Genomic DNA, 15903 nt, shown 5'->3' with positions numbered 1-15903 from the left:
AAATCAGTATCCACAACATCTTGTGGCCCTGGCATTGACAAAATGCCGGGGCTTATTTTTTAGCCAGCTCCCTTCCCGCCGATTCCCTTAGGCAGTATTGTTTTTACACTTGATTCGTGACGAACCGGGCGTGCCCGGAGCCATGAAAATGGGATGTCTTGTCAGGATGCGGCACAGTAGAGCTGGATGATGTTAGGTCTGTTCGACCTAAAATCTGAATCCGCTCTACAATCAAACAAGTAGAGCATGATGTCATCCGAAAACCGCTTACACTTTTCGGCATCATGCTCTGAAAGACGGAGACAGACCTTTTATGTTTGAAGGGGAAGACAACCTGCATCAACCAGCGCCACACCGAGTGGCGGCGCGGTTGCGGCAGGGCGGTGCATATTGGTTGCCAGCGCGGGCAAAGCGCGGCGAGGGCCGGCTGGCTGGCCTGAGCCGCCTGCTGCGGCTCAGCGTTTTCGGCGGCCTTGTGACCGGTCTGGCGGGACCCGTTCTCGCGCAGAGCAATGATGCCGCCCAAGCGAGCATGCGCCTCTTTACTTCCTCGGAAATGGCTGTTTTCTCCGTCATCATCGGCGTCATTTCCGCCGCGCTCTTCTCGACCATGTGGATGGTGCGGCAGCGCGGCAACATGGAAAGCGAAAGCCGCGAGATCCGCACGGCTCTTTCCGATGCCAACCAGCGCATTTCGCAATATCAGGCGCTGATTGCCGACAAGAACCGCCGCATCGTCATCTGGGACGGTCAGAATGCGCGGCCAGAGCTGCTTGGCCAGCTTCCGGTCGAGACCGGCGCGCCGCAGGACAACGAATTCCTCGCCTTCGGACGCTGGCTGAAATCATGGTCGGCCGGCGAACTCGACAAGGCGATCGATAAGCTGCGCGGCAGCGGCCAGAGCTTCGACATGGTGGTCGAAACCAACCGCGACGAAATCCTGGAGGCGCAGGGCCGCATTTCCGGCGGGCGCGCCTTCGTCCGCTTCATCGCGCTCAACAATCTGCGCGCCGAGCTGGCAGAGCTGAAGATCGAGCGTGACCGTCTGATGACCTCGATCTCCACCTTCCAGAACCTGCTCGATGCCATCGACCTGCCCGTATGGCAACGCGATACGGAAGGCACGCTGACCTGGGTCAACCAGGCCTATAGCGAAGCGGTGGAAGCGGTTTCCACGGAAGAAGCCCTCCGCGAGGGACGCGAATTCCTGACGACCGTGGCCCGTGAGCGCATTCGCGCGGCGGCCACCCCGGAATCGCCCTTCCACGACAAGATCTCAACCGTCGTGCACGGCAACCGCACTTTCTTCGATGTCGTCGATGTAAGAGCCCCGAACGGCACCGCCGGCATTGCCATCGACGTGTCCGAGGCGGAATCGGTTCGCGCCGAACTCGCGCGCACGCTGAAGAGCCACGCCGAAACGCTCGATCATCTGGCAACGCCGGTTGCGATCTTCGACGGCGAGCGACGCCTGCAATTCTACAATCAGGCCTTCGTCCAGCTCTGGGAACTCGACATCGCGTTTCTGGAGAAGCGGCCCGACAATAGCGAGCTTCTGGACCGGCTGCGTGGCGCCAAGAAGCTGCCCGAGCAGTTGAACTGGAAGACATGGAAGGACGGCGTCCTTTCGGTCTATCGCGCGCTCGATACGCAGGCCGATCTCTGGCATCTGCCCAATGGCCAAATCCTCAGGGTTTTTGCCACGGCGCATCCGCAGGGTGGCGCCACCTGGGTATTCGAGAACCTGACCGAGCAGGTCGATCTCGAAACGCGCTACAACACGCTGGTCAAGGTCCAGGGTGAAACCATCGACCATCTTTCCGAAGGCGTCGCCGTTTTCGGCCCCGATGGCCGCATCCGGCTTTCGAACCCGGCCTTCCGCATCCTCTGGAACATCACCGAGGCGCAGGCGAAGCCCGGCACACATATCCAGGCTCTGGCCGAAGCCTGCGCTCCCTCCTATGACCGGCCCGACGGCTGGAAGCGCTTTGCCGAGCAGATCACCAGCTTCGACGACGAGCGCCCGTCCTCGCAGGGCACGCTGGAACTCTTTTCCAATCTGGTGCTCGACTACGCCGTCATTCCGCTGCCGAATGCGCAGACCATGCTGACTTTCGTCAACAAGACGGACAGCGTGCGCGCCGAACGGGCGCTGACCGAGAAGAACGAGGCGCTGCTGAAGGCGGACGAGCTGAAGAACGATTTCGTCCAGCATGTCTCCTACGAGCTGCGTTCGCCGCTGACCAACATCATCGGCTTTACCGACCTCCTGAAGACGCCGGGCATCGGCTCGCTGAACGAGCGGCAGGCCGAATATATCGACCATATCTCGACCTCCTCCTCGGTCCTTCTGACGCTGGTCAACGACATTCTCGATCTCGCGACGGTCGATGCCGGCATCATGCGGCTGAACTATTCCGAGATCGTGCTCTCCGACCTGCTCGACGAAGTGTCGATGCAGATCGCCGACCGGCTGCAGGAAAGCGGTGTGACGCTTGAGATCACCGTGCCGGCCCATCTCGGCTCCATCATTGCCGATCAGCAGCGGCTGAAGCAGATCCTGCTCAAGCTTCTGACCAATGCCGCCAATTTCGCGCCCGAGGGATCGACGATCTCGCTGAAATGCGGGCGCGAAGGCTCGGATTTCGTCTTCTCGGTCTCCGACAAGGGTCCAGGCATATCGGAAGAGCTGATCCACACGGTCTTCAACCGCTTCGCCTCCGGCGGCAAGGGCGGCAAGCGCAGCGGCGCGGGCCTTGGTCTTTCCATCGTCGAAAGCTTCGTCAGCCTGCATGAAGGCGAGGTTTCCATCGAAAGCCAGCCGGGCAAGGGGACGATGGTGACCTGCCGGATTCCTTCGGCTGAATTGCCCCATTCCGTCGCAGCAGAATGACAGCCTCCGGCAGCAGCATTTCCCTTTTCCTCGCAGATGACACGGCCACGGCTCAGCTCGGCGAGGACCTGGCGCTGGCATTGAAGGCCGGCGATTGTCTGGCACTGTCAGGCGATCTTGGTGCGGGCAAATCCTCGCTCGCACGCGCGCTGCTGCGCGCCTTGGCCGACGATGCCGAGCTGGATGTGCCGAGCCCGACCTTCACGCTCGTGCAATCCTACGAGCTGCGCATCCCGGTCTCGCATTTCGATCTCTATCGCCTTGGCGATCCCAGCGAATTGACGGAACTCGGCTTCGACGAAGCCTTGCAGACCGGCATCTGCCTTGTCGAGTGGCCCGAAATGGCCGAAGGCGAGCTGCCGAAGGAGCGTATCGACTTCAAGCTCACGCATGAGGGCGAAGGACGGCGCGCCGTGATCACCGCACCGGCCAAACAGATGGCGCGCATCGAGCGCGTGTTAGCCGTCCGCGCCTTTCTCGATTCGCATGCCTATCGCGGCGCCATCAGGCGCTTCCTGACGGGCGACGCCTCGCTGCGGGCCTATGAATCCATTTATCCCAGCGATGGCGGCAGCCGCATCATTCTCATGGATTGGCCGCGCCTGCCGGAAGGGCCGCCCGTGCTCGACGGCAAGCCCTATCCGAAGGTCGCGCATCTCGCCTGGGATACCTATCCCTTCGTGGCGATCGCCAATGTCCTCAGAGAGAACGGCTTTGCCGCCCCGGAAATCTTCGCCGCCGATTACGACCAGGGCATCCTTCTGATCGAGGATCTCGGCACCGATGGCGTGCTTGACGGTGAAGGGAGGCCGATTGCCGAGCGTTATCGCGCCAGCGTCGCATGCCTGGCGCATCTGCATGGCCTTTCGATCCCCCACGACATTCCGTTGACGCCGGATCACGTCCATCACATTCCGGATTTCGACCGGACCGCGATGAAGATGGAAGCGCGGCTGCTTCTCGACTGGCATCTGCCCTGGAAGCGCGGCACGCCGGCAAGCGACGAGGAGCGCGCCGACTATCTGGCGATCTGGGACCGGCTGATCGACCAGCTGGATGATGCGGAAAAGAACCTGCTGCTGCGCGATATGCATTCGCCGAATATCATCTGGCGGGCGCGGGAAAAGGGTATCCAGCGCATCGGCCTCATCGATTTCCAGGACGCGATGATCGGGCCGACCTCCTACGATCTGGCCTCGCTCGTGCAGGATGCCCGGGTGACGATCGAACGCGATCTGCATGATCGGCTGATGGCCGATTATCTCGCCCTCCGGCACACCCAGGGCGGCTTCGACGAGGCCAAGTTCCTGAAGAGCTGGGCGATCATGTCGGCACAGCGCAACTGCAAGCTCGCCGGCCTCTGGGTGCGGCTGCTGCAACGCGACGGCAAGCCGGGATATCTGAAGCACATGCCCCGCACGCTCGCCTATCTCGCCATCGCCTTCGAGCATGAAGCGCTCGCACCCTTGCGCGAATGGTGCGAGAAGGCGGGTATCGGCCAGGCATAACAGCCAGAGACCCGGCGACGGCTTTCCGGCCTTGTGCTAAGGAAAACGGATAGTGAATCGAAAGTTCGAGACGAGATGACCATCAAGCAAGCCATGGTATTGGCCGCGGGGCTCGGAACCCGCATGCGGCCGATCACCGACACCATCCCGAAGCCGTTGGTGAAGATCGCCGGCAAGCCGATGATCGACTATACGCTGGATGCGCTGGTGCAGGCAGGCGTCGAGCGGGTCGTCGTCAACGTCCATCACCATGCCGACCAGATGGAAGCGCATCTGCGCAGCTATCGCGGCCTTGAAATCCTGATTTCCGACGAGCGGGACGCGCTGATGAACAATGGCGGCGGCCTTGTCAAAGGCCTGAAGCTTTTGAGCCGCGATCCTGTTTTCGTCATGAATGCCGACCTGTTCTGGGTCGGCGAGAAGCCCGGCCATCAGACCAATCTCGAAAAGTTAGCCGGATTCTACGACGAGCAGCGCATGGACATGGCGATGCTCTGCGTCGAACTGGAAAGAACCATAGGCCATAACGGCAAGAATGACTTCAGCATGGCGCAAGACGGAAGGCTTGCCCGCTACCGCGATGTCGGACGCGATGGCGTCGTCTATGCCGGCGCAATCGCGATGAAACCGTCCTTCCTCGATGACGCGCCGAGCGATGCCTTCAACGTCAATATCTACTTCGACAAGGCCATCGAGCGCGGCCGGCTCTATGGCACCATGATGGACGGTCACTGGCTGACTGTGGGCACGCCGGAGGCGATCGGCGAGGCGGAGGAAGCGATCCGGACCTTCCGGGCGTTTGCGTGAGCCTATGACGGGAGGGCACCGGCAGCGCATCCTGACGATTCCGGCGGGCCTGCCCTTCCTGAAGACCCTTGCGGCAGCGCTCTGCGACGGGCGGCTGACCGAACATTTCCGCCATGATCCGGGCGACCCGCTGTCGCTTGCCAAGGTCAGCATCTTCCTGCCGACGCGGCGCGCGGCGCGCGTGCTGCGTTCGGAATTCGTCGACCTGCTCGGCGGCCGCTCCGCCATCCTGCCCACCATTCGCCCGCTCGGCGAGACCGACGACGACAGCGGCTATTTCGAGGAAGCCCTGCCTGAGACGGCCGATCTGGCACAGCCGCTCGCCAACACCGCCCGGCTGCTGGAATTGGCGCGGCTGATCCTTGCCTGGCGCAACAAGCTGCCGCAGATCGTGCGGGACATTCACTCCGACTCGCCGCTGGTGGCGCCCGCAAGCCCGGCGGACGCCATATGGCTGGCACGCAATCTCGCCGAGCTCATCGATTCGCTGGAGACCGAGGATCGCAAGTGGAGCGAGCTTGCCACTCTCACCGCCGAGGATCATGCGCTGTGGTGGCAACTGACGGCCGAATTCCTGGCGATTGCCAGCGCCTTCTGGCCGGCGCGCCTCGAAGAACTCGGCAAATCCTCGCCAGCCCGCAACCGCAACGCCATCCTGCGCGCCGAGGCGCAGCGGATCTCCACCATGCGCCATCCCGGGCCGGTCATCGTTGCAGGCTCGACCGGCTCGGTGCCGGCAACGGCGGAGCTGATTGCAGCGGTCGCTGCCCTGCCGCAAGGCGTGATCGTGCTGCCCGGTCTCGATCTTGCGATGCCGGAAGAGGATTGGCATCTCGTGGCGCCGGAAACCTCCATCGGCGAAAGAGCCGATCCGACCACGCGCAGCCATCCGCAATATGGTCTTTCGCTGCTCTTGAAGCGGCTGCGCGTCAGCCGTCGCGATGTCGAAGCCATCGCAGATGCGGCTGACACCATGCAGATGCGGGCGCAGATCCTGTCCCGAGCGCTGGCGCCGGCCAAGGCGACGAGCGGCTGGGGAAGCTGGCGCAAGACGCTCTCTCCCGTTGCAATCCCGGACGCTTTCGCCGACGTGGCGCTGATCGAAGCCGCCAATGAGCGCGAGGAAGCGACAGCAATCGCCATCGCCTTGCGGCTGGCGCTGGACAAACCGGGACGCGACGGCGGCGAAAGCCAGGCGGCATTGATCACGCCCGACCGCAATCTCGCCCGGCGGGTGACCGCCGAGCTTGCCCGCTTCGGCATCACCGCCGACGATTCGGCCGGCACGCCGCTGAATGCGACACCGCAAGGCACGCTGCTGCAATTGCTTTTGGAGGCAGCCCTTCACCCCGGTGATCCCGTTGCCGTCGTTTCGCTGCTGAAGCATCCCCTCGCTTTGTTCGGCCTGCCGGCGGAAACACATCAGCCCGGCGTCGATGCGCTGGAGATCCTGGCGCTCAGGGGCGGTGTCGCCAATGTCGACATCGGCAGGTTGGAAGCCCTGCTCGACGAGCGGGTGGCGGAACAGGCCAATAATCGCCATGCGCCGCAATGGCGTAAATCGCTGCCGCCCGAAGCCATCGCGCATGCGCGCGCGCTGGCGCAACGAGTGACCGCCGCCTGCGAACCGCTGGTATTGGCACTTTCGCTGCCCGCTTCGGAAGGTCTCTTGACCCTTTCGGATTGGGCCGAGCGCACCGGCCGTGCTCTGGAAGCCGCCGCTATCGACGAACGCAGCAGCCTGGCAGGCCTCTGGTCCGGCGAAGCCGGGGACACGCTTGCCAGCCTGCTCAAAGATGTTATCGAGACCGATGGCCAGCTTGAAGCCGACGGGGTACAGTGGATCGACATCATGGTCGCACTCTGCGTGGGCCAGGCGGTGAAGCCGAGGGCGCTCAGCCATCCCCGCCTCTTCATCTTCGGTACGCTGGAAGCGCGTCTGCAGAGCGTCGACACGCTGATCCTCGGCGGGTTGAACGAAGGCTCATGGCCGGGGCAGACGGCGAACAACCCCTTCATCTCTCGCAGCATGAAGACGGAGATCGGCCTGGAGCCGCCGGAGCGCCGCATCGGCCAACTCGCACACGATTTCGAAATGGCGAACGGCACCCGCGACCTGATTTATTCCCGCGCGCTGCGTCAGGGGTCGACGCCGACGGTCGCGTCACGTTGGCTGCAGCGACTGATCGCACTCGGCGGCAAGGAGCTGGAAGACGCCATGAAGGCTCGCGGCGACCAATACCGCCATTGGGCCGCGATGATCGACGAGGGCGAAAACCAGGCCCCGGCGCTGCGCCCAGCACCAAAGCCGCCTATGGAACTGCAGCCGAAGAGCTATTCCTTCAGCGAAGTGGGGCGGCTGCGCCGCGACCCCTACTCGATCTATGCCCGGCGCGTGCTGCGGCTCGATCCGGTCGACCCGTTCAACCGCGATCCCGGCCCCGCCGAGCGCGGCACGCTTTACCACAAGATCATCGACCGTTTCGTCCGCGAGGGGCATGTAGCCGGCACATCGGATGCGACGCTGGCGATGGATCGCATCATTGCCGACCTCTTCGATGCCGAGCGATTGCCTGTTCATATCGACAGCGTCTGGCGGCCGCGTTTTCGCGAAGTGGCGCGGGCTTTCCTTGCCTGGGAAGCGGAACGGCGGCCCGAAGTGCGCAAAACGGCGACGGAAGTGCCGGCCGGCGTCGAGATCGAACCGATCGGCATTCGCCTGACTGGTGTTGCCGACCGCATCGACATCAAGAGCGACAGAGGCGCCGACCTTATCGACTACAAGACCGGCTACAATCCCTCCCCGGCACAGGCGCGCGCGCTGCTCGATCCGCAGCTGGCTTTGGAAGCCTATGCGCTGAAGGCGGGCGCCTTCCGCAATATCGCCGCGCTGACCCCTGAGAACCTGCTCTATGTCCGGCTGCGGCCCGGCGATCGCTTCAAGGTCGATCCGGTCAACAACGAGCATTCCAGCCGAGGCGGCAGGACGGAAACGAAGTCGGCTATGGATCTCGCGCAGGAGTCGATGGACCAGCTCGTGAAGTTCGTTTCGCTGCTGCAATCGGGCGAGAAGGGCTTCTCTTCACGGCTGATCCCTGCGCAGCAATTCGAGTATGGCGGCGACTACGACCATCTTGCCCGCGTTTCGGAGTGGTCGACGGCGGAAAGCGAGCAGGAAGGCGGCGGCGATGAGTGATTTTCCCGCCGCCGATATCGCCACCCTGCCCGAAAGCGACGATCCCGGTGTGTGGATCAGCTGGACGACGATCCAGCAATCCATCGCCTCCGATCCCGAGCGCTCGGCGTGGGTCTCGGCCAATGCCGGCTCCGGCAAGACGCATGTGCTGACGCAGCGTGTCATTCGCCTGCTTCTGGCTGGCGCACGCCCCTCGGCCATCCTCTGCCTGACCTATACCAAGGCCGCGGCCTCCGAAATGTCGAACCGTGTGTTCGACCGGCTGGCCGCCTGGGCGACCATGCCGGACGAAGAGCTGAAGACACGCATTGCCGATATCGAAGGCCGACAGCCCGATCTCTTCAAGCTGGCCGAGGCACGCCGGCTCTTCGCCAAGGCGCTGGAAACGCCGGGCGGACTGAAGATCCAGACCATCCATGCCTTTTGCGAGGCATTGCTGCATCAGTTCCCGCTCGAGGCCAACGTCGCCGGGCATTTCTCCGTTCTCGACGATCGGGCGGCCGAGGTCTTGCTCGACGATGCGCGCCGCGCGCTGCTGACATCCACCAGCCCACATGGCGATGCCGAACTGGCGCGGGCCTTCGATTATGTACTCGATCTCGGCGACGAATCAGGTCTTGAGACGCTGCTCGGCGATATCGTCGCCAATCGCAATGCGATCCGCCGTTTCACCGAAAGCGCCGATCGCAAAGGTGGCATCGAAGCCGCGCTGCTTGCCCGGCTTGGCCTTTCCGTCGACGAGACGGAAACGAGCATTGCGGAGCAATACTGGCCGCTACCCGGCCTGGCCGGCGCCACGCTGGAGCTTTATCTCACGCTCGCCGACGAGAAGGGTGGCGCCAAGGCGCAGGAGGTGGCTTATGCGCTGCGCCTTGCGAAGCGCGAGGCAAATCCGCTTGCCCGTGCCGAAATCCTTGAAAAGGCCGTCCTGACCGCCAAGGGCGAACCGAAATCCGATACCCAGTTCTTCGTTAAGGCGATGCTGGCCGATGCACCTGCGCTCGCCGATGCTGTGGCTGCGGCGCGCGCCCATGTCGTTGCCTGCCGCGACCGGCTGAAGCTGATGCGGATGTATCGCGCCACGCGCGCCGCCCTCATTCTCGCCGATCGCCTGACCCGCGATTATGAGGAATTGAAGAAGCGGCGCAGCCAGCTCGATTTCGAAGATCTCATCACCCGCACGGCCGATCTTCTGACCAAGAAGGATGTCGGGCCATGGATCCACTACAAGCTGGATCAGGGCATCGATCACATTCTGGTCGACGAGGCGCAGGATACGAGCCCCATCCAGTGGAGCGTCATCCAGTCGCTGGCGGAGGATTTCTTCTCCGGCGACAGCGCCCGGCCGACGCTCAGGACCATCTTTGCCGTCGGCGACGAGAAGCAGTCGATCTATTCGTTCCAGGGTGCCCGTCCCGAACGGTTTTCCGAGGAGAGCGACCGCACCCGGCGGCGGGTGGCGGCCAGCGGCCAGCAATTCTCGTCGATCCGGCTGCCCCTGTCCTTCCGCTCGACGGCCGATGTGCTCGGCGCCGTCGATCATGTCTTCACCAGCCCGGACAATGCCCGGGGGCTCAGCGCCGTCAGCGAGCCGGTGGTGCATCGCTCCAGCCGCATCGGCCACCCCGGCGCCGTCGATCTCTGGGAGATGATCGCGCCGGAGCCGGCCGCCAAGGAGGAGGACTGGACCGCGCCTTTCGATTCGACGCCTGAAAGCGCACCCGCCGCCATCCTGGCGCGGCGGATGGCACAGACGATCGGCAACCTCGTCGGCCGGGAAAAGATCATCGAGAAGGGCAAGGCCCGTTTCATCGAGGCCGGCGACATTCTCGTGCTGGTGCGCAAGCGCGACAGTTTCGTCAACGCGCTGACCCGCGCCCTGAAACGGCGCGGCAATATTCCCGTTGCCGGCGCCGACCGTCTTGTCCTGACCAGCCATATTGCCATTCAGGATCTTCTGGCGCTCGGCCGCTTCCTGCTGCTGCCGGAAGACGATCTTTCGCTTTGCGCGCTGCTGAAAAGCCCATTGTTCGACCTCAATGAGGAAGATGTCTTCGCGGTCGCGGCCTATCGCGATGACGGCCAGAGCGTCTGGAGCCACCTGCAGAGATTTGCCGGAGATGGCCATGAGCGCTTCATACAGGTGGTCGAGCGGCTGCGAACGTTCCTGGCCCTGTCGAAGAGCCTGGCCGTGCATGATTTCTATGCGCGCGTGCTCGGCAGCTTCGGCGGCAGGCGGCAATTTCTGGCACGGCTCGGCACGGAGGTCAGCGATATCCTCGATGAATTCCTGACCTTCACGCTCGATCATGAGACGAGCGGCCTACCCGGCCTGCAATCCTTCATCTCGACGCTGGAACTGGAGGCGCCGACGGTCAAGCGCGAGCAGGATAAGGGCCGCAACGAAGTGCGGATCATGACGGTGCATGCCTCGAAGGGGCTGGAAGCGCCGATCGTTTTCCTCGTCGATGGCGGCGGCAAGGCCTTCACCCATACGCATCTACCAAAGATGCGGCTGATCGAGACGGGCCGGGACCAGATCCCGCTGCCGGTCTGGGTGCCGGTCTCGGCGCTCGCCAATTTAATGACCCAGGCCGATACGGCACGGCTGCAGGCGCTGGCGGAGGAGGAATATCGCCGCCTGCTCTATGTCGGCATGACGCGCGCCGCAGACCGCCTGATTATCTGCGGCTATCGCGGCATTCGGGAAAATGCCGATACGTGGCACGCCATGATTTCCACCGCCTTGCGCGGAGATGAGCAGCACTGCACGCAAAAGACCTTTTCCGGCCCCGATGGCGACTGGGAAGGCTTGAGCTGGCGTGTTGCCCAGGTCCAGCTTGATTTCGAAACCGCCAGAGAGCATGAAAAGCGCGGGGAGCGCGTGGGCCTGCCTGATGGCCTCAACCGGCCGCTGCCGCCGCAAAGAAGCCTGCCGCGACCGCTCAGCCCCTCCGGCGTCGGCACCGTCATCGATGAGGAAGCCGACGATCTGCTCGTGACCTCGGCGCTCTTCGGCGAAAAGACCAAATCCGACCGCGCCCTGCAAAAGGGCCGCTTCATTCACCGCATGCTGCAGACATTGCCCGAAATCGCGCCCGAGGAGCGCGCCGATGCGGCTCGGCGCTATGCCGAACGAGCCGCGCGCTTCTGGCCTCAGGCGGAGCGGGATGCGCTGGTAAAGTCCGTCATGGCGCTACTGTCGCATCCGGACCTGCAGGGCACTTTCAGCCCCCATGCGCAGGCGGAAGTCTCGATCATGGGCACGCTGAAGCTCGGCAGCCAGTCCTATGCGGTCTCCGGCCGTATCGATCGGCTGGCTGACCTGGACGACCGTGTCGTCATTCTCGACTACAAGACGAATCGCGTGCCGCCCAGCGAGGAAAGCTCTATCCCCTTCGCACACAAAGCTCAGCTCGCGATCTACCGCGAGATTCTGTCTCCGCTCTATCCGGGAAAGCGCGTCGACTGCATGCTGGTCTATACCGAAAATGCCTCGATCTACACGCTGTCCGACAGGGCTCTCGCATTGGCGCTTGCTGAGCTCGAGACAAAGTGAAATACCAAATATTGACATCCGGGCACCGCACCATCACATATCTAGCAACCCGTAAATTCTGGTAAGGAGCAGCCTATGGCTACCATTAAAGTCGATACCTCCAACTTCGCCACCGAAGTGCTGCAGTCTGCAGAGCCTGTCGTCGTTGATTTCTGGGCCGAATGGTGCGGTCCGTGCAAAATGATTGCTCCGGCTCTTGAAGAACTCGCCGTGCAGTTCGAAGGCAAGGTCAAGGTTGCCAAGCTCAACATCGACGAAAATCCGGAACTGGCCGCCCAGTTCGGCGTTCGCTCGATCCCGACGCTCGCCATGTTCAAGGCCGGCGAAGTCGCCGACATCAAGGTCGGCGCCGCTCCCAAGACGGCCCTGCAGAACTGGATCTCCAGCGCATCCTGATCGGTATCGATCGCATGAAACAAAAAAGCCCGGCTAAGCCGGGCTTTTTTGTTGGTCGGAGAGCACGGGCCATCCTCGCCCTTCGAGGCTTCGCACCTCAGCAACCGTGTTGTGTTTGCGCTTGCCCCATGGGCCGCCCTGATCCTTCGACAAGCTCAGGATGAGGGCGGAGCGAGTTGCGAGCCAAGTAAGGGAGCAGCCCTCATGGTGAGGTGCGCAGGCTCCTGAGCCTGTTGAAGGGGCCGAAGCCTCGAACCACGAGGGCGGGCGGTGAATCGCCGCTTACAGGAATCACTTCGGCGGCGTGCCGTTGTCGGCGAGGACATCGCCGACTAGATAGAGGGAACCGCCGATCAGAATGCGCGGAGCGGGCGAGTCCGGCACTGCGACCGCCTTGATAGCATCCAGCGCCTCGACCACGCTCGACATGGGCTCGGCTATGAGGCCGGCATCATAGGCGGCATTGGCCAGGATGACCGGGTCGATCATTGCATCGCTGCCGCGGATCGGCACACAATAAACCTTCTCCGCAAGGCCGGCAAAGGCCTTGAAGTATCCCACCGGATCCTTGGTGTTGATCATGCCGATGATCAGGAACAGCGAGCGTGGCCGGCGCTCCTCGAAATTCGCCATGGCCTCCGCGATGACTTCGCCGGCGCCGGGATTGTGGCCGCCATCGACCCAGATTTCCGCGCGCTCGGGAGCATGCGGCATTAGCTCGCCTTCCGTCAGTCGCTGCAGGCGGCCGGGCCATTCGACCGATGTCATCGCCTTTTCCATCATCGCTTCGGTGACGACGAAACCGGCGGCCTTGACCGCCCGTATGGCGGCGGCGGCATTGCCATATTGGTGGCGGCCCGGCAGGCGCGGCAGCGGCAGATCGGCCAGGCCGAACTCGTCCTGATAAACCAGCTTGCCATATTCCTCGTGGGCGGAAAAATCCTGGCCGAAAACGGCGGTCGGGCAACGAAGCCGCTCGGCCGTCGATATCAGCACATCGAGCGCGGCATCATATTCCTGATGGCCGATGACGACCGGGTGGCCGGCCTTGAGGATGCCCGCCTTCTCGGCCGCGATCAGCTCGATCCGATCGCCGAGATAGGGCTGGTGATCAAGGGAAATCGGCATGATGACCGAGACGGCAGGATCGGAAATGACATTGGTGGCGTCGAAGCGGCCGCCAAGGCCGACCTCGATGACGACGGCATCGGCCGGATGCTCGGCAAAGAGGAGGAAGGTCGCGGCCGTCAGAATTTCGAAGACGGTGATCTTCTGCCCGTCATTGGCCTTGGCGATGCGCCTTAGCACATTGGCGAAGACGGCATCGTCGACAAGCTTGCCGCGACCGCCCTTGACGCCGATGCGATAACGCTCGTGCCAGTTGACGAGATGCGGCGAGGTGTGGACATGCACGCTATAGCCGCCAGCTTCGAGCAGGGCGCGGCAGAAGGCCGTCACCGAGCCCTTGCCGTTGGTGCCGGCAACATGGATCACCGGCGGCAAATTCCTGTGCGGGTTGCCGAGGACGTCGAGCAGCCGGGTTATTCTCTCCAAAGACAGATCGAAGCCCTTGGGATGCAATCCCATGAGCTTCTCGATTTCCCGTGCTGCCTCGCTCATTGCGGATTGATCCATAGCCGTCATCCCGCACCTCCGCCAGTCGGCAATCGATAATGTCAGGCGCTCGCAGCCACCGCCAGCGCAGCACCGTTCTTGCTTTTGGCGGACACGTCGTTGGCAGGCACCTTGGTCAGGATCTTCAAAAGGGTTGCCAAGGTATCCGGAATATCGTGACGCTTGACGACCATGTCGACCATACCATGCTCCAGCAGGTATTCCGACGTCTGGAAGCCTTCCGGAAGCTTTTCACGCAGCGTCTGCTCGATCACGCGCTTGCCGGCAAAGCCGATTTCGGCGCCAGGTTCGGCAAGCTGGATATCGCCGAGCATGGCGTAGGAGGCCGTAACACCGCCGGTCGTCGGATTGGTCAGAACCACGGTATAGGGCTGGCCCGATTCCTTCAGCATGTCGACGGCAACCGTCGTGCGCGGCAGCTGCATCAGCGACAGGATGCCCTCCTGCATGCGTGCGCCGCCCGAGGCCGGGAACATCACGACAGGACATTTTTCGGCAATGGCGCGCTCGAAAGCCTTCACGATCGCTTCGCCGGCCGCCATACCGAGCGAACCGCCGATGAAATTGAATTCATGCACGATGGCAACGAGCTTCAGGCCGCGAACCTTGCCGAGGCCGGAAAGGATCGTATCCTCCTGCTCGGTCTTCAGGCGGCTGTCCTTGAGGCGATCGGCATATTTCTTCGAATCACGGAACTTCAGCGGGTCCTGCGCGACCTTCGGCTGCGGCAGGGCTTCGTATTCGCCATTGTCGAAAAGATCGGCAAGGCGGGCCTTGGCCGGCATCTTCATGTGGAAGCCGGAAGCGGGGATGACCCACTTGTTGCCTTCCAGATCCTTGTGGAAGACCATTTCGCCGGTTTCCGGGCACTTGATCCAGAGATTCTCCGGAACCTCGCGGCGGCCCAGCATGGAATTGATCCGCGGGCGGACGTAGTTCGTGATCCAGTTCAATTCGAAACTCCTAATCGACCGAATTAATCGATAGCCCAGTCGTCACCAAATGCCCATAGGCCTTTCCTCAATCCGTAGGGGATTGCTGAAAGGCCTATATGGGGAAACTATTCGGCGGCAACAAGGCGGGCGGAACGGGTGCCCGTCGACAGGCCGCGCACCAGGGTCGCCACGGCCTGGATGGTATCGGCCGTCGCCTTGCCGTCCTTGGTGAGGCTGGTGGCGATCTGGTTGACGATCGCGGTGCCGACGACGACGCCATCGGCGGCAGCGCCGATCAGCTTGGCGTGCTCGGCCGTCTTGACGCCGAAGCCGACGCAAACAGGCAGGTCGGTGTGCTGCTTGATGCGCTTGACGGCGCCGGAGACCAGCGACGGATCCGGCAGCGCCGAACCGGTGATGCCGTTCATCGAGACGTAATAGACGAAGCCGGATGTGTTGTTGAGCACGGTCGGCAGGCGCTTGTCATCGGTGGTCGGCGTCGCGAGACGGATGAAGTTGATGCCCTTGCGGATCGCCGGAATGCAGAGCTCGTCATCCATTTCGGGCGGCAGGTCGACGACGATCAGGCCGTCGATGCCGGCGGTGATAGCGTCATCGAGAAACTTTTCGACGCCGTAGATATAGATCGGATTGTAGTAGCCCATCATCACGATCGGCGTATCGGCGTCCGTCTTGCGGAAATCGGCGGCGAGCTGCAGCGTCTTCTTCAACGTCTGGCCGGCCTTCAAGGCGCGCTGGCCGGCGAGCTGGATCGCAGGGCCGTCGGCCATCGGATCGGAAAAGGGCATGCCGAGTTCGATGACGTCGGCGCCGGCGTCCGGCAGCGCCTTCATGATGCCGAGCGAGGTCTCGTAATCGGGATCGCCGCCCATGAAATAGGTGACGAGTGCCGGGCGGCCTTCAGCCTTCAAAGCGGCGAAGCGTTTGTCCATACGTGCGGTCATGGCGTCTAA

9 protein-coding genes are annotated in these 15903 nt (G+C 62.8%); 6 read left to right on the top strand and 3 right to left on the bottom strand.

What is annotated here, in order from left to right:
• Window positions 1-313: 313 nt before the first annotated feature.
• The 6 genes from CCGE531_RS00170 (at window position 314) to trxA (ending at window position 12359) form a co-directional block, all read left to right on the top strand.
• Window positions 314-2893, top strand: a complete 2580-nt coding sequence (locus tag CCGE531_RS00170; protein ID WP_120662381.1) for a PAS domain-containing sensor histidine kinase — start codon at window positions 314-316, stop codon at window positions 2891-2893.
• A complete protein-coding gene (gene tsaE / locus CCGE531_RS00165; protein WP_120662380.1) occupies window positions 2890-4401 on the top strand; it encodes a tRNA (adenosine(37)-N6)-threonylcarbamoyltransferase complex ATPase subunit type 1 TsaE in 1512 nt (503 codons plus the stop codon). Before CCGE531_RS00170 ends, tsaE begins: the two co-directional genes overlap by 4 nt.
• 75 nt (window positions 4402-4476) lie before the next feature.
• On the top strand, window positions 4477-5208 hold the full coding sequence (locus CCGE531_RS00160) for a nucleotidyltransferase family protein (RefSeq protein ID WP_120662379.1): 732 nt from the start codon (window positions 4477-4479) through the stop codon (window positions 5206-5208).
• Window positions 5209-5212: 4 nt separating this feature from the next.
• Window positions 5213-8404, top strand: coding sequence for a double-strand break repair protein AddB (addB, locus tag CCGE531_RS00155; protein WP_120662378.1), 3192 nt, complete (start codon window positions 5213-5215; stop codon window positions 8402-8404).
• Window positions 8397-11963 carry a double-strand break repair helicase AddA gene (gene addA, locus CCGE531_RS00150; RefSeq protein WP_120662377.1) on the top strand — a complete coding sequence of 1189 codons (3567 nt, stop codon included), beginning with the start codon at window positions 8397-8399 and terminating at the stop codon, window positions 11961-11963. Before addB ends, addA begins: the two co-directional genes overlap by 8 nt.
• A gap of 75 nt (window positions 11964-12038) precedes the next feature.
• Window positions 12039-12359 carry a thioredoxin gene (trxA, locus tag CCGE531_RS00145; RefSeq protein ID WP_120662376.1) on the top strand — a complete coding sequence of 107 codons (321 nt, stop codon included), beginning with the start codon at window positions 12039-12041 and terminating at the stop codon, window positions 12357-12359.
• Window positions 12360-12650: 291 nt separating this feature from the next.
• Here trxA and CCGE531_RS00140 read toward each other — a convergent pair whose 3' ends face one another.
• The 3 genes from CCGE531_RS00140 to trpA all read right to left on the bottom strand — a co-directional run bounded on the left by CCGE531_RS00140 (window position 12651) and on the right by trpA (window position 15894).
• Window positions 12651-13979 (bottom strand): folylpolyglutamate synthase/dihydrofolate synthase family protein, encoded by a 1329-nt coding sequence (locus CCGE531_RS00140; RefSeq protein WP_205586482.1) that lies wholly within the window; start codon window positions 13977-13979, stop codon window positions 12651-12653.
• A gap of 56 nt (window positions 13980-14035) precedes the next feature.
• Complete coding sequence (gene accD / locus CCGE531_RS00135; protein WP_120662375.1) at window positions 14036-14947, bottom strand: acetyl-CoA carboxylase, carboxyltransferase subunit beta; 912 nt, start codon at window positions 14945-14947, stop codon at window positions 14036-14038.
• A 107-nt stretch (window positions 14948-15054) separates the two neighbouring features.
• A complete protein-coding gene (gene trpA, locus CCGE531_RS00130) occupies window positions 15055-15894 on the bottom strand; it encodes a tryptophan synthase subunit alpha (RefSeq protein WP_120662374.1) in 840 nt (279 codons plus the stop codon).
• Between the last annotated feature and the right edge of the window lie 9 nt (window positions 15895-15903).

Origin of the sequence: Rhizobium sp. CCGE531 (assembly GCF_003627795.1) — a bacterium.
Lineage (GTDB): Bacteria > Pseudomonadota > Alphaproteobacteria > Rhizobiales > Rhizobiaceae > Rhizobium.
This window is presented reverse-complemented; position numbering and strand designations above follow the sequence as displayed.